We start from the raw sequence: 16,511 nt of genomic DNA on the forward strand, positions 1-16,511 counted from the left end.
TCAGCCCACCTGCAGTTCGAACGCGCGGGCGCCGGAATGGTGCAGCTCGGCCTCGAACACCCCCGGCGTGTCGGCGACCAGCCGCAGCGTGCCCGCCCGGCCCGGCCGCAGCGCCAGCGTGCGGTCGTAGCCGTGCACGTGGAACTCCTCGGCGGCGTCGCTGGTCACGGTGATCTCCACGGTGGCGCCGCGGCGGACCTTCACCCGGCCCGAGGCGGTGCGGGCCTTCCCGTCCGCCACGGTGACCGCGATCCGCGTGACCTCGGCGGGACTCGCGCTCGCGGTGGACCGGCCGGCCGTCGGCGACGCCGCGGGGCTCGAGCCGGTCCCGGCGGGCTCGCCGCATGCCGCGGCGGCCCCCGGCAACGTCGCCGCGGCCACCGCGGCCACCAGTACCCGTCGCACAGCCGCCCTCATGCCTCTCCTCCCGGCCGGGTGTTTCACACCACAAAACGTGACACTAGACAATGACACATTCAAAGATGACATACTCCGGCCAGGGGCGGTCCACACCGCTTCCGACCGCAGGACCGTAGGACGGCAGGAGGAGCATCCGTGTGGGATCGAGCGACGTACACCGGCGGGGACGGCCGCGCGCTGTGGCTCGCCGCCGCCCCCGTCCAGGCCCTCCGCGAGGAGGCCAAGCCCGCCGGCGGAGCGGCGCTCGACCAGATCCTCATCGCCTCCGGCGGGGCCGCGCTGCTCACCGCCGCCCTGCTCGTCCTGGGCTGGGGGCACCGCACCGGGCGGATCACGCTCCTCACCCGGCTGGCCGCCCTGTCCGAGCGCGGCGTGGGCCGGGGCCTGCCCGGCTGGGCCGCGCTGCCCGCCACCGTGTCACTGCTGTCGCTGGTCACCGCCCTGCTCGGGATGTACTGGGACATCTCCCTGCACATCTCGCACGGCCGGGACGAGGGCCCGCTGGCCAACATCGCCCACTACCCCATCCTCATCGGCCTGTTCGGGATCTTCACCGCCGGAGTGCTGGCGATGGTGCTGCCCCGCGGCGAGCGCCCCGGCCGCGCCGCCGTCCGGATCACCCGTGACTGGTACGCCCCCGCCGGCGGCGTCCTGCTGGCCGGGGCCGGGTTCTACGCCCTGCTCGGCTTCCCCCTCGACGACCTGTGGCACCGCGTCTTCGGCCAGGACGTCACCCTGTGGGGCCCCACCCACCTGATGCTCATCGGCGGCGCCGGACTGTCGCTGGTCGCCATGATGATCCTGGAACGCGAGGGCCGCCGCGCCTGGCGCGGCCCCGCCGCCGACCAGCCCTCCGGCGCCGCCCGGTACGTGCGGCGCGGTATGCACGCGGGCGGCCTGCTGATCGGGCTGTCGGTGTTCCAGGCCGAGTACGACTTCGGCGTCCCGCAGTTCCGGCTCGTCCACCAGCCGCTGCTGATCGCGCTGGCCGCCGGGTGCGCGCTGGTCGCCGCGCGGCTGTGGGTCGGCCGGGGCGGCGCGATCTTCGCGGTGCTGTTCTACATGCTGATCCGCGGCGGGGTGTCGGTGCTGGTCGGCCCCGCGGTGATCGGGGAACTGCTCGCCTCGGTCCCGCTCTACTTCGCCGAGGCGCTGTGCGTCGAGCTGGCCGCACTCGCCCTGGCCCGCCGCCCGCTCGCGCTCGGCGCGGTGAGCGGCGTGCTGATCGGCACCGCCGGGTTCGCCGGGGAGTACGCCTGGAGCCAGGCCGCCTTCCGCCTGCCCTGGACGGGCGACATCCTCGCCGAGGGCATGATCATGGCCGTGGCCGGCGGCGTCGCCGGCGGCCTGTGCGGGGCGATGCTGGCCGAGGGACTGGAAGGACGGCTGCCCCGGCCCGCGGTGTCGCGGACCGCGTTCGCCGCCTCCCTCGTGGGCGTCGCGGCGGCCGTCGCCAACGGACTGGTCATCGACGTCCCCCAGAACGTGCGGGCCCAGGTCGAACTCACCGCCGTGCAGGGCACCGCCGCCGACCGCACCGCGCACGCCCGCATCGTCCTCTCCCCGCCCCGCGCCGCCGACGGACCCGCGTGGGCGGTCATCACCGGCTGGCAGGGCGAGGGCCTGCACGTCGAGCCCCTGGTCAGCGAGGGCGGCGGCGTCTACCGCACCAGCGCCCCCATGCCACTGCACGGCCAGTGGAAGACCCTGATCCGGCTGCACGACGGCCGCTCGATGGCGGGCGTCCCCCTCTACATGCCCGCCGACCCCGCCATCGGCGCCCGCGCGCTGCCCGCCCCGCAGTCCTTCGACCGCCCCGCCCAGAGCGAACGGACGATCCTGCAGCGCGAGCTGAAGACCGGCGTGCCCGGCTGGCTCTGGCTGGCCTGCTCCTCGGTCGTGCTCGCCTGCACCCTCGCGCTCATCCTCTCGCTGGGCTGGGGCGTGGCCCGCGTCTCCCGGTCGCTGCGGCCCGAGCCGCCCGCGCCGCGCTCCCCCGGGACACGGGAACGGGCCGGCGCATGACCGGCGGCGTGAGCGGCGCGAGCGGCGTGCTGGCCACGCACCCGCTGGTCAGCGCCGTCCCGTTCTTCGTCCCGACGTTCGTCGTCGTCGCCGTGATCGCCGTCATCGTCTGGCGCGACCGCCACCGCGACGACGATGACGGCGATGACGGCGATCCCGACCCGACGCCGGAGCCGGACGCGCGCGGGAGCGGGCACGGCGACGGCGCCGATCACGCGGGCGCGGACGGCTAGGGTCGGGGCCATGACCGCGCCCTCCCCGCCGCCGGCCTCGTCCCCGTCGTCCGCCTCGTCCGCCTACCTGGCGCGGCTGTTCTCCCTGGAGGGAAGGGTCGCCCTCGTCACCGGGGGAAGCTCGGGGATCGGCCGGGCCATCGCCGAGGCCCTGGCCCGGGCGGGCGCCGGCGTCGTGATCGTCGCGCGGCGGGAGGCCGAGCTGGCCGCGACCGTCCGCGACCTGGAGTCGCACGGCTGCCGTGCCGCCTGGGTCAGCGCCGACCTGGGCACCCGGGAGGGGGTGGCCCGGGCGGCCGAGGAGGCGGCCGGCGTCTTCGGCGAGCCCGACATCCTGGTCAACTCCGCCGCGGTCAACCTGCGGCCCCCGATGGGCGAGCTCGGCCAGGACGTCTGGGACACCACCATGGCGGTCAACCTGCAGGCCCCCTACCTGCTCGGGCAGCGGTTCGGGCCGGGCATGGCCGAGCGCGGCTTCGGCAGGATCATCCACATCACCTCACAGCAGGCCTACCGGGCGTTCGTGCAGAGCGGCGCGTACGGGGTGTCCAAGGCGGGCCTGGCCGCGCTGGCCCGCTCCCAGGCCGAGGCGTGGTCGCCCCACGGCGTCACCTGCAACGCCCTGGTGCCAGGCTTCGTCATGACCCCGCTCAACGCCCGGCTCTCCGACGACCCGGAGACGGTCGCCGCGCTGGCCGCCCGCACCATGGTCGGACGCAACGGGCTGGCCGAGGACTTCGCGGGCGCGGCGGTGTTCCTGGCCGGTGCGGCCTCCGGCTACATCACCGGGCAGGCGCTGTTCGTCGACGGCGGGCTGTCGGTCCACTAACCCCCGCCTCCGCAGCGGCGCACCAGCGCCTCCAGGCCGTCCATCAGGATCTCCAGGCCGAAGACGAAGTCCTCGTCGGGCCCTCCCACCCCCTCGAAGAACACCCCCTCCGCGACGATCGCGCGAAGCTCCGGGAAGTGCCCGGGGTCGGCGAGCCGTGTGAGCATCGCGCCGTAGTCGCCGATGACCTCCGCCTCGGTGGTGCTCGCCGCCTGGAACGACGACTGCAGGTCGTGGAACAGCGAGACCTCCGACCGGACGAAGTTGCTCAGCAGGATCAGCAGCGAGATCCGCGGCCCCGGGGGCAGGCCCATGCCGCGCATGGCGCCCAGCCCGGCCTCCATCCACCGCACGTTGTTGGGCATGATCGGCGGGCCGGTGATCGGCGCGCGCAGCAACCACGGGTAGCGCCCCAGCGCCTCGCGCAGCGCCCGCACCCAGGCCGACAGCGCCTCGCGCCAGCCCGCCTCGGGGTCCGGCAGCGGCGGCGGGGCGCCCAAGACCTCGTCGGTCATCAGCGCGAGCAGGTCGTTCTTGGACGGCACGTACCGGTAGAGCGCCATCGTCGACACGCCGACCTCCGCCGCGACCCGGCTCATGGAGACCGCCTCCAGGCCCTCGGCCGAGCCGATCCGCACCGCCGCGTCGATGATCCCCTTCAGCGTGAGCGCGCGCTTGGGCCCCTTGCCGGGACGCTCCCGCAGCCCCCAGGCCAGTTCGATGCCCTCCGGCAGCCCTGCGCCGTTGTCCTCGCCCATCGCGTCCTTCGGATCGGAGTTGACCGCGCCCACCTGTGCGTGTATACCCTACGCAGTACCGCGTAGCCCATACACAATAAAGCGTACGCCATACACGGAAGGCCGCCCATGAGCGAACCACCAGCCCAGACCGCCGTCGAGACGACCGGGCTGCGCAAGTCCTACGGCTCGATGACCGTCCTGGACGGCATCGACCTGCACGTCACCCGGGGCAGCGTGTACGCGCTGCTGGGCCCCAACGGCGCGGGCAAGACCACCACCGTGCGGATCCTGTCCACTCTCACCCCGCCCGACGGCGGCACCGCCCGCGTCGCCGGCCTGGACGTCGTCGCCCAGCGCAGGCGGGTGCGCCGCGCCATCAGCCTCACCGGCCAGTACGCCGCCGTCGACGAGCTGCAGACCGGCGAGGAGAACCTGCGCATGATGGGACGGCTGCGCCGCCTCTCACGCGCCCAGGCCCGCCGCCGCGCCGCCGAACTGCTGGAGCGCTTCGACCTCACCGAGGCCGCCGGGCGCCGCGTCGGCACCTACTCCGGCGGCATGCGCCGCCGCCTCGACCTGGCCGCCGGCCTGGTCACCGAACCCGCCGTGCTCTTCCTGGACGAGCCCACCACCGGCCTGGACCCGCGCAGCAGGCGCGCCATGTGGGACGTGGTCACCGACCTCACCGCCGGCGGCGTCACCGTCTTCCTCACCACCCAGTACCTGGAGGAGGCCGACCGGCTCGCCGACCGCATCGCGCTGATGGACGCCGGCCGCATCGTCGCCGAGGGCACCGCCGCCGAACTCAAGAACCGCGTCGCGGAGCAGCGCCTCGACCTGGTCGCCACCGGGCCGAGCGCGTTCGACGCGCTGGCCGCCGCCCTCGGGCCGCGCGTCGCGCACCGCGACCCCGCCCGGCTCACCGTCGGAGTCGCCAGCGACGGCACGGCCGCGCACGTGCGCGCCCTGCTCGACGAACTCGACCCCGCCGGCACGGACGTGGAACGCTTCGCCGTCCACGACACCACCCTCGACGACGTCTTCCTGGCCCTCACCGGCCGCACCGCCACCAGCACCCCCGGCCCGGACGGCGGCCCGACCGACCCGAACCACCCGGACGAGCAGGACGCCGCGAGCACCGGCGCCGGCAAGGAGGCCACCGTTGTCTGAACTCGCCGCCTGGCCCGTCCTGGCCGGCCGCAGCCTGCGCCTGACCATCCGCAACCTGGACTCGCTGCTCACCGCCGTCCTGCTGCCCGTCATGGTGCTGCTGCTGTTCGTCTACCTGTTCGGCGGCGCCATCCAGTCCGGAACGCCCGAGTACGTCACCTACGCCGTGCCCGGCGTGCTGGTCATGTGCGCCTCCTACGGCGCCTCCATGACGGCCGTGATGGTCGCCTCCGACCTGCAGGAGGGCATCGTCGACCGGTTCCGCTCCATGGACATCGGCGGCCGGACGCTGCTGTCGGGCCACGTCACCGCCAGCGCGCTGCGCAACCTGTTCTCGGTCGTCATGGTCTTCTCCGTCGCGTTCGCCATCGGCTTCCGGCCGGGCGCCGGACCCGCCGCCTGGCTGGCGACCTTCGCCCTGCTCACCGCCTTCATCGTGGCCATGTCGGCGATCTCCGCGACCGTCGGGCTCCTGGCCCGCACCCCAGAGGCGGCCAGCGGCTTCACCTTCTTCGTACTGTTCCTGCCCTACCCCAGCAGCGCGTTCGTCCCGATCGAGACGATGCCGGACTGGATGCACGGCTTCGCCCGCAACCAGCCCGCCACCCCCATCATCGAGAGCGTGCGCGGACTGCTGCTCGGCCAGCCCGTTGGCGACCGGCCCTGGACCGCACTGGCCTGGTGCGCCGGGATCCTGCTGGTCGCCGCCGCGCTCTCGGGGGTGCTGTTCCGCCGCCGCACCCGCTGACCCGCCGCGCCACCGATCCGCCGGGCCCGCCCGGGCCCGGCGCCCGGCCCAGCCCACAGGCCGGTCAGTCCCACAGGCCGGTCAGGCGGACCGCCTCGGCCGGATCGGCCGCGTACCGGACGCCCGCGAGCGGCCGGCCGTCCCCGTCCACCACCCGCCAGCCCCCGAGCTGGACGACGGGGACCCGGCCGCGGCGCATCGCCATCGCCAGCTCCGACAGCGTCCCCCACGACCCGCCGACCACGATCACCGCGTCCGCCGCGTTCACGATCAGCGCGTTGCGGGCCTGCCCCAGCCCGGTCGGCAGCGCCACGGTCAGATCGGGAGCGGCCCCGGCCCGGTCGGCGCCCGACAGCACGCCCACCACCACACCGCCGGCCGACCGGGCACCGGCCGCCACCGCGGCCATCACCCCGCCGTAGCCGCCGCAGACCACCACCGCGCCCCGCCCGGCCAGCAGCCGGCCGACCTCGCGCGCCTCCGCCCGCTCCCGCCCGGTGCACTCGCCCGGCCCGCACACCGCCACCTGCACCGCCACCGGACGCGCCGCCCGGCCCTACGCGGCGTCGTGCCGGGACGCGATCGCGTCGATCCGCGCCGCCAGATCGAAGTCCCGGCTGGTCAGCCCGCCCGCGCTGTGGGTGGACAGGGCGAAGGTCAGCGTCCGCCAGCGGATGTCGATGTCGGGATGGTGATCGGCCTGCTCGGCGGCCCGGGCGACCTCCGTCACCAGCTCGATCCCCGCCATGAACGACGGCGCCTTCACCCGGCGGCGGATCTCCTCGCCGTCCCGCGTCCAGTTGGGCAGGTCCTTGAGACGGGCGGTGATCGCGGCGTCGTCGAGCAGTTCTGCCATCGTTTCCGTCCCTTTCGCTCGCGCTGCTTGCTCGCGCTGTTCGCTCGTGGTGCCTTCCCGTGGTCCCTTCCCTCCGAGTTCTACCTCACGCCCGGCCCGATCACGAGGACGGGGCGGTCAGGTCGTAGAGGGTGGTCCCGCCGACCGTGACGGCGGTGAAGCTGCGCTGCACCCACTCCGCGATCCGCTGGGCGGCGTCGCTGCCGCTCTCGGCGCGCCTCATCATCCCCATCGAGCCGCCGCCCACGAAGTAGTGGATCTTCCGGGCGGCCACCAGCGCCTGGAACCGCTCCAGCGTCGGCGCCGGATCGGTCCCGTTGAATCCGCCGACCGCCATCACCGGCCTCCCCGTGGCCAGCTGGTAGCCCGAGGCGCTGTTGGAGCCGACCGCCGCCGCCACCCAGGTGTAGGACGCCGCGCCGGCGTTGAGCATCGCGGTCACCTCGGCCGCGGGCTTGGCCGCGTTCAGCAGCCCGCCCGTACCACCGGCCCCTCCCGGGCCGCCGGGCATTCCCCCTCCGCGCCCCGGACGGGAGCCCGGGAACGGCATGCCGCCCTGGCCCATCCCTCCCGGCGGCGGCCCGGCGAACCGGCCGCCCGCCCCGTTGCCGCCGGGCCTCCGCACGTTCACGGGCCCGCGCCCTCCACCCGGTCCGAACCCCGTCGACGGACCCGCCGTGACGATCGCACCGGTATGCGGGGTCGCGGCGGTCTCCAGCGCGTACGCCGCGGGCCCGGCGAGCCCGCACACCACCGCCGCCACCGCGGCACCCGCCGCCGGCGAACGCGGCAGGCGACCGGCGCCCAGCAGCGCGCCCGCGCTCACCACCCCGGACGCCAGCACGATCGGGGCCAGCCCCGGATACCAGTCCCCGGTACGCCCCAGCAGCACGTACGCCCAGACCGCCGTCACCAGCACCACGCCCGCCAGCGCCGCCGACGCGGCCAGGCCGCGGCGCCGCTCCCACAGCAGCGCCGCGCCCATCCCCACCAGCGCCGCGATCGGCGGGGCCAGCGCCACCGTGTAGTACTCGTGGAAGATCCCCCGCATGAAACTGAAGATCACGGCGGTGAGCAGCAGCCAGCCGCCCCACAGCACCAGCGCCGCCCGGACCGGATCGGTGCGCGGGGCCCGCCGCGTCAGCCACAGACCCGCCGCCGGCAGCACGAGCGCCGCGGGCAGCAGCCAGGAGATCTGGCCGCCGATGACCGCGCCGAACATCCGCAGCGGCCCCGCGTCCTGGTCGAGGTTGCCCAGACCGCCGACCTCGTCGCCGTTCAGCCGCCCCAGGCCGTTGTAGCCCAGCGCCAGCTCCAGCACGCTGTTGCCCTGCGACCCGCCGATGTACGGGCGGGACGAGGCCGGCACCAGCGCCACCACCGCGACCCACCAGCCCGCCGAGACCACCAGCGCCGCCCCGGCCGCCACGAGCTGCCACAGCCTGCGCCGCACCGGCCCCGGCGCCGCGACCAGGTACACCAGCGCGAACACCGGGACCACCAGGAACGCCTGCAGCATCTTGGCCAGGAACCCCGACCCCACGCAGCAGGCCGCGAACACCAGCCAGCGGGTGCTCGCCCCCTCCTGCGCGCGCACCAGACCGTAGGCGCCCAGCGTCAGCAGCAGCACCAGCAGCGCGTCGGGGTTGTTGAAGCGGAACATCAGCGTCGCGACCGGCGTCAGCGCCAGCACCCCGCCCGCCAGCAGCGCCGCACCGGCCGGGAACCGCCGCTTGACCGTCGCGTACACCGTGCCGACGGTCGCCACGCCCATCAGCGCCTGCGGCACCAGGATGCTCCAGGGGCCGACCCCGAACACCCGCGCCGCCAGCGCCATCGGCCACAGCGCGCCCGGCGTCTTGTCGACGGTGATGGCGTTGGCGGCATCGGAGGAGCCGAAGAAGAACGCCTTCCAGCTCGTCGCGCCCGCCTGCACGGCGGCGGAGTAGAAGGAGTTGGCCCAGCCCGAGGCGCCCAGCCCCCACAGGTAAAGCAGGGCGGTGCAGGCCAGCAACCCCAGCAGCGCGGGCCGCGCCCACGGCGGGTCGTGCTCGGGCCCGCGCAGCGTCCTGCGCACCGTCCTGCGTGCCGTGCTTCGCAGGCTCGCCCGCGGGCCTCCGGAGGCGGACGCCTCGTCCCGGCCGCCCGGCAGCGCGCCCGGCAGAGTGGTCGTCATCGTCAGTTCCTTCGCGAGTACGGGAGGGGACGGGCCGGGCGGCGAAGTGGAACGCCGCGCCGGCCCGCGGTCTCAAGATCAGCCCAGCTTGTAGAGCCGGGCTCCGCTGCCACCGGACGCACCGGATGCTCCGGACGAGGCGGCGGAGGAGCCGCCGTAGGCGCTCGGGTCCACGAGGGTGCCGTTCTTCTGCACCCACGCGGTGACCTCCGCGCCACCGCCGCCCTGCCCGCCCGGGCCACGGCGGCCGTCGCCCTCGATGAGGATGTGGCGGAGCCTGCCGCTCTTGACGTACTCCTGCAGCTTGGCCACCGTCATCGCCGGGTCCCGGCCGGTGAAGCCGCCCATGGCGATCACCGGCTCCCCCGTCTCCACGATGACCGACGACGCCTGCTGGGCGCTGCTCACCGCCACCAGCCAGCTCGCGCCGCCGCGGTTCTCCCGCAGGTACTTCAGCATCCCGTCGCTCACCTGCCCGCCCGGACCGCCGCCGGTGCGACCGCCGACACCGGGAGCGGACCCCGGCGGCCGGAAGCCGCCGGGCATCGCCCCGCCCGGCATCGCGCCACCGGGAGCAGCGCCACCGGGAGCAGCGCCACCGGGAGCAGCGCCACCGGGAGCAGCGCCACCGGGAGCCAGGCCGCCCGGTGCCGGGCCGCCACCGGGCATCGGACCGCCGGGGAAGCGGCCGCCGCCCGGACGAGCGCCCGGACCGCCGAAGCCGGCCCCCGTCGAGGGCCCGGCCAGCGGATTGGTGCCGTTCACCCGCGACGAGGCCGCCGACACCGCGTACGCGGCCGGACCTGCCAGCCCCGCCACCAGCGTCAACGCCAGCCCCGCGACGACCATCCGGCCCCCGCGTCCGCGCAGCGCCCGCCCGGCGACCACGCCGAGCACCGCCAGGACGGTCACCGCGGCCACCGCCCAGCGCAGCCACGGATTCCAGTCCGGTGTACGGCCCAGCAGCGCGAACGACCACGCCCCCGTGATCGCCGCCCCCACCGGCAGCACCCACGCCCAGGCGGCCGAGCGCCGGTACGCGCCGTACAGCAGCACCGTGCCCGCACCCGCCAGCGCGCCGATCGCCGGAGCCATCGCCGTGGCGTAGTACGGGTGGAAGGTGCCCTCGGCGAAGCTGAACACCACGAAGTGCACCGCCAGCCACCCGCCCCACAGCAGCAGCCCGGCCCGCCCAAGGTCGGTGCGCGGCCGCTTCCACAGCAGGAGCAGCCCCGCCACCAGCGCGATCGCCGCGTACGGCAGCAGCCAGGAGATCTGGCCGCCGAGCGTGTCGTTGAACAGCCGCCCGGCACCCGCCGCACCGCCGAAGCCGCCGCCGCCCCCGCCGGGACCGCCGCGGACGCCCCCTGAACCGCCCCCCTCGCCGAAGATCCGGCCCAGGCCGTTGTAGCCGATGACCAGGTCCCACACCGTGCCGTCGGAGCTGCCGCCGATGAACGGCCGCCGATCCGCCGGGATCAGGTCGACCACGGCCATCCACCACAGGCTCGAGACCGCCAGCGCGGCACCGGCCGCGAGCAGATGCCAGACCCGGCGCAGGACCGGGGCCTTGGCCGCCACCAGGTAGGCCAGCGCCAGCGCGGGGACGACCAGGAACGCCTGGAGCATCTTGGTGTTGAAGCCGCAGCCGACGAAGAACGCCGCGGCCGCCAGCCAGCGCAGCCGCCCGGACTCCACCGCCCGCTGGCACGCCCACGCCGCCAGAACCAGCAGCAGGACCAGCAGCGTGTCGGGATTGTTGTCGCGGTTGATCGCCACGGTGATCGGCGTCAGCGCCAGCACCCCCGCCGCGATCAGCGCCGCCGGATGCCCGGACGCCCGCCGCACCGTCGCGTGCAGCACGGCGACGGCGGCCGCGCCCGCCAGCGCCTGCGGCAGCAGCAGGCTCCACGGGCCGAACCCCATCACCCGGGCGAACAGCCCCATCACCCACAGCGCCATCGGCGGCTTGTCCACGGTGATGAACGACCCGGAGTCCAGGGCGCCGAAGAAGAACGCCTTCCAGCTCTCGGTCCCGCTCCGCACCGCCGCCGAGTAGTAGGTGTTGGCGTATCCGTTGGCCGACAGGTTCCACGCGCACAGCACGAAGGCCAGCAGCACCACGGCCCACAGCGCGGGCCTGGCCCACCGCGGATCCTCGGGCCCGCCCAGCGCGAGCCGCCGCAGCGACCCCAGCGGTCCCGGCCGTCCGGCGGGTCCGGCGTGCGCCGCGGACTCGCCGCGGGCCGCCCCGTCACGCGTGCTCCCGATCGTGTCGGTGCCGGTGAGACTCATCGCACCTGCCCTCCCGTCACTTCCTGTCCACTCCGTCCGCTCGCCGCGTCGTGCGCGTCCCCGCCCGCCCGGCCGCGGCGGCCCAGACGGCGCGGGTGGAAGATCCACGCGCGCATGAGCAGGAACCGCACCAGCGTGGCGACGCCGTTGGCCGTCACCAGCGCCAGCACCTCGACCGCGCGGGAGGCGTCCGGCACGGTCGCGTGCAGCAGCGCCAGCCCGCCGCTGCTCAGCGCCAACCCGAGCAGGAAGGCCAGCCCGCCCTCGAGCTGCTGCCGGAACGCCCGCTCGGGGCCGGTGACCCCGAAGGTGAACCGGCGGTTGGCGGCGGTGTTGCCCACCGCGGTGATCACCAGCGACAGCGCGTTGGCCCACAGCGGGCCCGTCACCGTGCGCAGCAGCACGAACAGCACCAGCTGCGCCAGCGTGCTGACCACCCCGATGATCGCGAAGGAGGGCAGCTGCCGCGCCATCCCCGCCGGCAGCTCCGCGCGCGCCCCCGGCCGGGGCCGCCCGCCCACCGGGGCGCGGAACGCGCCGGTCAGCATCCGCCGCCCCACCCGGGCCATGCCCCTCAGGTCGTCCAGCGCCGTGCGCAGCACGTCGACGCGGCTGTCGGGATCGTCCACCCAGTCCACCGGGACCTCGTGGATGCGCAGCCCGTTGCGCTCGGCCAGCAGCAGCAGCTCGGTGTCGAAGAACCAGGCCTCGTCCTCGACCGCCGGCAGCAGCGCCTGCACGATCTCGGTCCGGGCCGCCTTGAACCCGCACTGCGCGTCGGAGAACCGCGCCGCCAGCGCCGTCCGCAGCAGCAGGTTGTAGGAGCGGGAGATGAACTCGCGCTTGGGACCGCGCACCACCGCCGACCCGCGCGACAGGCGGCTGCCGATCGCCAGATCGCTGTGCCCGGAGATCAGCGGCGCCACCAGCGGCAGGAACGCGTCCAGGTCGGTGGACAGGTCCACGTCCATATAGGCGACCACGTCGGCGTCGCTGTGGCTCCACACGTGCCGCAGCGCCCGGCCACGGCCCTTCTGCTCCAGCCGCACCGCCCGCACGTGCGGCAGCCGCGCCTCAAGCTCCTCGGCGACCCGCCACGTGGCATCGGTGCTGGCGTTGTCCGCGACGGTGATCCGGAACGGGTAGGGAAAAGTGGACTCCAGATAGTCGTGCAGGCGGCCGACGCTGGCCTCCAGCACGTGCTGCTCGTTGTAGACGGGAACGACCACCTCGACGAGGCGCCGCCGCCCGCCGCCCTCGCGGCGGTCCGGCTGCGCCCCGGCCGCGGCGGCCGGATCGGTGACCAAGTGGCTCATGCGACCAACCTCGGCCGCCGGCGTGGGAGCGGCCTAAGGCGATCATTAATCCCCGATGAGAAAGATCAGTCGTCCCGCTCGGGGCCGCCGGGCAGCCAGATCCGGGCGACGGTGCCGCCGCCCCCGGCCGGGTCCAGCCGCACCTTCCCGCCGCCCTCGGTGACGACCCGGTCGACGATCGACAGGCCCAGCCCCGAACCCGGCAGGCTCCGCGCCGACGGCGAGCGCCAGAACCGCTCGAACACGTGCGGCAGGTCCTCGGCCGAGATCCCCGGGCCGTGGTCGCGGACGCTCAGCTCGCCGCCCGCCAGCCGCACCGCCACCTCCCCGCCCGGCGGGCTGAACTTCACCGCGTTGTCCAGCAGGTTCACCACGGCGCGCTCCAGCGACGCCGGATCGCCGGTCACGTACCACGGCTCGATCCGCGCGTCGATGGTCAGGCCGGGGCCGCGCGGCCGGGCCCGTTCCACCGCGCGGGCCGCGACCTCGTGCAGCGCCACCGTCTCGCGGGCCGGCTCGGCCTCCTCCGGACGGGCCAGCTCCAGCAGGTCGCCCACCAGGCTGGACAGCTCCCGCATCTGCGTCCGGACGTTCACCATCAGGTTGTGGCGGGTCCCGGGCGGCAGCTCCCGCCCGGACGCCTCGGCCCGCAGCAGCAGGTCGATGTTGGTGCGCAGGCTGGTCAGCGGGGTGCGCAGCTCGTGCCCGGCGTCGGCGATCAGCTGCTGCTGGTGGTCGCGGGAGGCGGCCAGCGCCGCGGTCATGGTGTTGAACGAGCGGCTCAGCCGGGCGATCTCGTCGGCGCCCTCGGCCGGGATGCGGGTGTCCAGATCCTGGGTGCGGGCGATGTGCTCGGTGACCGCGGTCAGCTCGTCCACCGGCCGCAGCGAGGCCCGCGCGATCAGCAGCCCGGTGCCCGCCGAGGCCAGCACGCCCAGCGCGGCCACCGTCACCAGCGCCAGCGTCAGCCGGTTCAGCGGCTCCTCGACCTGGTCGAGCCGCAGCGCGAACGACACCGCCGCCCGCGTGCCGTCGGCCGCCACGAACGAGCGGGTGTGGACGCGCACGTCCACCCGCTCCCCGTCGGCGGTCACCCCGGTGCCGTCGTGCACGGCCGGCAACGACCCGCCCCTGGCGACCCGCGCGTCGGCGGCGGTGACGGTGAGCGACCCGGCGTTGGGCACGGTGCAGGGACCGCCCGCGGAGTTCACCAGCTGCATGATCTCGTACGGGCCGGGCGGCCTCAGCTGGGCGCTGGTGGTCGTCGCCGCCGGCGAGCACTGCTCCAGCGCCCCCGTCAGCTCCCACGAACGGCGCATGTCGCGCGGGGCGGCGCCGTCCGGCTCGGGCCCGCCCGGCAGCGGGTAGCCCCGCCCGCTGGGGGCGAGCGGACCGCCCATCGCCGCCAGCCGCCGGTCGAGCTCCCTGTAGAGCTGGTCGCGCACCAGGAACCAGCTGGCGATGGCGCACGCCGCCACCGCCACGGCGACCGCCACCGCCACCAGCAGGGACAACCGCCCCCGCAGCGACAGCCGCCTCATCACGACGCCGTTCGCAGCACGTACCCCACCCCGCGCACCGTGTGGACGAGACGGGCCAGCCCCCTAGCCTCGGTCTTGCGGCGCAGGTACATCACGTACACGTCCAGGGAGTTGGAGGCGGGCTCGAAGTCGAACCCCCAGACCGTCTCCAGGATCTGCTCGCGGGTGAGGACCTGCCGGGGGTGCAGCAGGAACATCTCCAGCAGCATGAACTCGGTGCGGGTCAGCTCCAGCGGCCTGCCCGCCCGGGTGACCTCGCGGGTGGCGGTGTTCATCCGCAGGTCGTCGAAGGCCAGGACCTCGCCCGGCCCGCGGCCCGCCGGGGCGGCCATCGCGCTGCGCCGCAGCAGCGCGCGGATGCGCGCCAGCAGCTCGTCCAGCTCGAACGGCTTGGCCAGGTAGTCGTCGGCGCCGGCGTCGAGCCCGGTGACGCGGTCGCCGACCATGTCGCGCGCGGTCAGCATCAGCACCGGCATGGTGGCGCCCTGGGCGCGCAGCCTGCGGCAGGTGGTCAGCCCGTCCATCCGCGGCATGAGGACGTCCAGCACCACCAGGTCGGGCATGTCGCGCTCGACCCGCTCCAGCGCGAGCACCCCGTCGGCGGCCTCGCCCACCTGGTAGCCCTCGAACTCGAGGCTGCTGGTCAGCGACTCACGCACCGCGGGCTCGTCGTCCACGATGAGTATCCGGGCGGGCGCCGCACCGGTGCTCCCAGGCTCCATGAACACAACGTAACCAGCGCTGACGTGCGGTCATGCCGCGCGAGCCCGTTTCTCATGGTTATTTCAGGAAGTTCTCAGGCCACCGGGCCGGGCGGGGCGGTGGCGGCCGCCCAGGGGTCGCCTTCGTCACCGTCGCGCTCGCCGTCGCCGTCGCCGTCGTCTTCGCGTTCGTCGTCGCGGGAGGCGGGCGCGGTCGGGGGCGGGCCGGCGGTCGTCATGAAGCCGGCGGTGGCCTTGGCCGCCCGGCCGAGCATGCCGGTGAACGACACCAGCACCTCCCCGGCCTCCTCGACCTCCCGCTCCGCCGGGCGCGGCACCGGCCCGGCCGCGGTGGTCCAGGTGGTCTTGGCGACGTCGACCACCACGTCCCGGGCCACCTCGAACATCAGCTCGCGGAGCCGCTCGCGCATCGCCAGCCTCAGCGCCTCGCGCATCAGCTCGGCCAGCACCGCCTCGACCGCGGCGGTCGCGGCGCGTCCGGCCAGGTCGCGGGCGGTACGGGCGACCGCGCTGCCGGCCACCGCGGCCAGCAGCCCGCCGGCCGACCGGACCGTGTCGCGCACCGTGTCGCTCCCGGCGGCCCGGGCGGCGACCTCGGTGGCCACCTCGCCGGCCACCTCGCCGGCCACCTCGGCGGCGGCGGCGGTCACCGGCGTCATCGCGGCGGCCTCGCGGGCCCGCCCGCCGACGGTGACGGCCAGGTCCCGGGCGGTGTCGCGGGCGGTATCCCGCACCACCCTCAGCACGACCTCGCGGCCCGCGTCCATCGCCACGTCGGTGGCGACGCCGGCGACCGTGTCGATGGTGGAGTCGACCACCGCCTTGGTGGCCGTCTGCAGCACCGGGGCGGCGACCGTGCGGCCCGCCACGTCGAGCGCGGTCGCGGTGGCGGCGCGGGCGAGGGGGTTGCGGGCGGCCAGCCGCGCCGCGGCCACGGCCATCGGATGCGAGGCGGCCTGCCCGGCGATGGTCATGGCGGCGGTGGTGACGTCCAGGGCGGCGCCGGTGACGGCGTTGGACTCGGCCGCGGCCCGCGCCTCGGCGACCGCCTTCTCCGCCGCCGTCGTGGCGATCTTCACGGCGGCCTCGCGGGCGGCCTGCTCCACCGCCCGCATCACCGGGGTGCCGGAGAGCTGGTCCAGGACGGTGACGGCGGCGCGGCCGGCGGCCTCGCGCGCGGCCTGCCGGACGGGGTCGCTGACGGTGGTGGCCAGCCGGGCGGCCTCGACGGCGGCCGGGCCGACGCCGTTCCACAGCTCCTCCATGCGCTCGGCCGCCGCCCGGTCGAGCCTGGCCGCCAGCGGCACCGGGTCGACGACGTCGCGGTCGGCGGCGCGGCCGGTGGTCCTGTCGGCATCGCGTTCGACAGCGCGGTCGACGTCGCGCGGCGCCACCGCGCCGGGCTTCTCCGACTGTTCCTCCACGGCCACGCCCCCACGA

15 protein-coding genes are annotated in these 16,511 nt (G+C 75.3%); 5 read left to right on the forward strand and 10 right to left on the reverse strand.

The features are described 5' to 3' along the window. Positions 1-417, reverse strand: a complete 417-nt coding sequence (locus tag ACZ466_RS49235; RefSeq protein WP_378287265.1) for a cupredoxin domain-containing protein — start codon at positions 415-417, stop codon at positions 1-3. Between the two features lie 138 nt (positions 418-555). On the opposite strand from ACZ466_RS49235, the gene ACZ466_RS49240 reads away from it, so the two are divergent. The 3 genes from ACZ466_RS49240 to ACZ466_RS49250 are packed head-to-tail and all read left to right on the forward strand — an operon-like array spanning position 556 to position 3,507. Continuing rightward, entirely contained in the window at positions 556-2,445 is a 1,890-nt protein-coding gene (locus ACZ466_RS49240) for a hypothetical protein (RefSeq protein WP_378287266.1), read from the forward strand. A gap of 8 nt (positions 2,446-2,453) precedes the next feature. Continuing rightward, positions 2,454-2,678 carry a hypothetical protein gene (locus ACZ466_RS49245; protein WP_378287267.1) on the forward strand — a complete coding sequence of 75 codons (225 nt, stop codon included), beginning with the start codon at positions 2,454-2,456 and terminating at the stop codon, positions 2,676-2,678. Between the two features lie 10 nt (positions 2,679-2,688). Continuing rightward, positions 2,689-3,507 (forward strand): SDR family NAD(P)-dependent oxidoreductase, encoded by an 819-nt coding sequence (locus ACZ466_RS49250; protein ID WP_378287269.1) that lies wholly within the window; start codon positions 2,689-2,691, stop codon positions 3,505-3,507. Here the strand turns inward: ACZ466_RS49250 and ACZ466_RS49255 are convergent. Next, on the reverse strand, positions 3,504-4,298 hold the full coding sequence (locus ACZ466_RS49255) for a TetR/AcrR family transcriptional regulator (RefSeq protein ID WP_378287270.1): 795 nt from the start codon (positions 4,296-4,298) through the stop codon (positions 3,504-3,506). The two genes, ACZ466_RS49250 and ACZ466_RS49255, sit on opposite strands and share 4 nt — an antisense overlap. A gap of 75 nt (positions 4,299-4,373) precedes the next feature. Here ACZ466_RS49255 and ACZ466_RS49260 point away from each other — a divergent pair, with 75 nt between their 5' ends. Both ACZ466_RS49260 and ACZ466_RS49265 read left to right on the forward strand, forming a co-directional pair. Then, on the forward strand, positions 4,374-5,417 hold the full coding sequence (locus ACZ466_RS49260; RefSeq protein ID WP_378287271.1) for an ATP-binding cassette domain-containing protein: 1,044 nt from the start codon (positions 4,374-4,376) through the stop codon (positions 5,415-5,417). Next, entirely contained in the window at positions 5,410-6,165 is a 756-nt protein-coding gene (locus ACZ466_RS49265) for an ABC transporter permease (protein WP_378287272.1), read from the forward strand. The genes ACZ466_RS49260 and ACZ466_RS49265 overlap by 8 nt, the downstream gene beginning before the upstream one ends. Before the next feature lie 64 nt (positions 6,166-6,229). On the opposite strand, the gene ACZ466_RS49270 is transcribed toward ACZ466_RS49265, so the two are convergent. The 8 genes from ACZ466_RS49270 to ACZ466_RS49305 form a co-directional block, all read right to left on the reverse strand. After that, positions 6,230-6,703 (reverse strand): TIGR00725 family protein, encoded by a 474-nt coding sequence (locus ACZ466_RS49270; RefSeq protein ID WP_378287274.1) that lies wholly within the window; start codon positions 6,701-6,703, stop codon positions 6,230-6,232. A gap of 18 nt (positions 6,704-6,721) precedes the next feature. Continuing rightward, a complete protein-coding gene (locus tag ACZ466_RS49275; protein ID WP_378287275.1) occupies positions 6,722-7,021 on the reverse strand; it encodes a 4a-hydroxytetrahydrobiopterin dehydratase in 300 nt (99 codons plus the stop codon). Positions 7,022-7,121: 100 nt separating this feature from the next. Continuing rightward, positions 7,122-9,197 (reverse strand): ArnT family glycosyltransferase, encoded by a 2,076-nt coding sequence (locus tag ACZ466_RS49280; RefSeq protein ID WP_378287276.1) that lies wholly within the window; start codon positions 9,195-9,197, stop codon positions 7,122-7,124. A gap of 78 nt (positions 9,198-9,275) precedes the next feature. Beyond that, entirely contained in the window at positions 9,276-11,492 is a 2,217-nt protein-coding gene (locus ACZ466_RS49285) for a glycosyltransferase family 39 protein (RefSeq protein WP_378287277.1), read from the reverse strand. Further along, positions 11,489-12,808, reverse strand: coding sequence for a bifunctional glycosyltransferase family 2/GtrA family protein (locus ACZ466_RS49290; protein WP_378287278.1), 1,320 nt, complete (start codon positions 12,806-12,808; stop codon positions 11,489-11,491). The genes ACZ466_RS49285 and ACZ466_RS49290 overlap by 4 nt, the downstream gene beginning before the upstream one ends. A 65-nt stretch (positions 12,809-12,873) precedes the next feature. Continuing rightward, complete coding sequence (locus ACZ466_RS49295) at positions 12,874-14,349, reverse strand: sensor histidine kinase (RefSeq protein WP_378287279.1); 1,476 nt, start codon at positions 14,347-14,349, stop codon at positions 12,874-12,876. Further along, positions 14,349-15,071 carry a response regulator transcription factor gene (locus ACZ466_RS49300; protein ID WP_378287280.1) on the reverse strand — a complete coding sequence of 241 codons (723 nt, stop codon included), beginning with the start codon at positions 15,069-15,071 and terminating at the stop codon, positions 14,349-14,351. Before ACZ466_RS49300 ends, ACZ466_RS49295 begins: the two co-directional genes overlap by 1 nt. 74 nt (positions 15,072-15,145) lie before the next feature. Next, positions 15,146-16,501, reverse strand: coding sequence for a hypothetical protein (locus tag ACZ466_RS49305; RefSeq protein WP_378287281.1), 1,356 nt, complete (start codon positions 16,499-16,501; stop codon positions 15,146-15,148). Positions 16,502-16,511 lie beyond the last annotated feature (10 nt).

This window comes from Actinomadura rugatobispora (assembly GCF_055379765.1).

What these genes read in the sequence shown, in the direction of transcription:
- ACZ466_RS49300 (WP_378287280.1), bottom strand. Translation starts at nt 15,071, where the DNA reads ATGGAGCCTGGGAGCACCGGTGCGGCGCCCGCCCGGATACTCATCGTG.
- ACZ466_RS49290 (WP_378287278.1), bottom strand. Translation starts at nt 12,808, where the DNA reads ATGAGCCACTTGGTCACCGATCCGGCCGCCGCGGCCGGGGCGCAGCCG.
- ACZ466_RS49235 (WP_378287265.1), bottom strand. Translation starts at nt 417, where the DNA reads ATGAGGGCGGCTGTGCGACGGGTACTGGTGGCCGCGGTGGCCGCGGCG.
- ACZ466_RS49275 (WP_378287275.1), bottom strand. Translation starts at nt 7,021, where the DNA reads ATGGCAGAACTGCTCGACGACGCCGCGATCACCGCCCGTCTCAAGGAC.
- ACZ466_RS49295 (WP_378287279.1), bottom strand. Translation starts at nt 14,349, where the DNA reads ATGAGGCGGCTGTCGCTGCGGGGGCGGTTGTCCCTGCTGGTGGCGGTG.
- ACZ466_RS49250 (WP_378287269.1), top strand. Translation starts at nt 2,689, where the DNA reads ATGACCGCGCCCTCCCCGCCGCCGGCCTCGTCCCCGTCGTCCGCCTCG.
- ACZ466_RS49280 (WP_378287276.1), bottom strand. Translation starts at nt 9,197, where the DNA reads ATGACGACCACTCTGCCGGGCGCGCTGCCGGGCGGCCGGGACGAGGCG.
- ACZ466_RS49260 (WP_378287271.1), top strand. Translation starts at nt 4,374, where the DNA reads ATGAGCGAACCACCAGCCCAGACCGCCGTCGAGACGACCGGGCTGCGC.
- ACZ466_RS49285 (WP_378287277.1), bottom strand. Translation starts at nt 11,492, where the DNA reads ATGAGTCTCACCGGCACCGACACGATCGGGAGCACGCGTGACGGGGCG.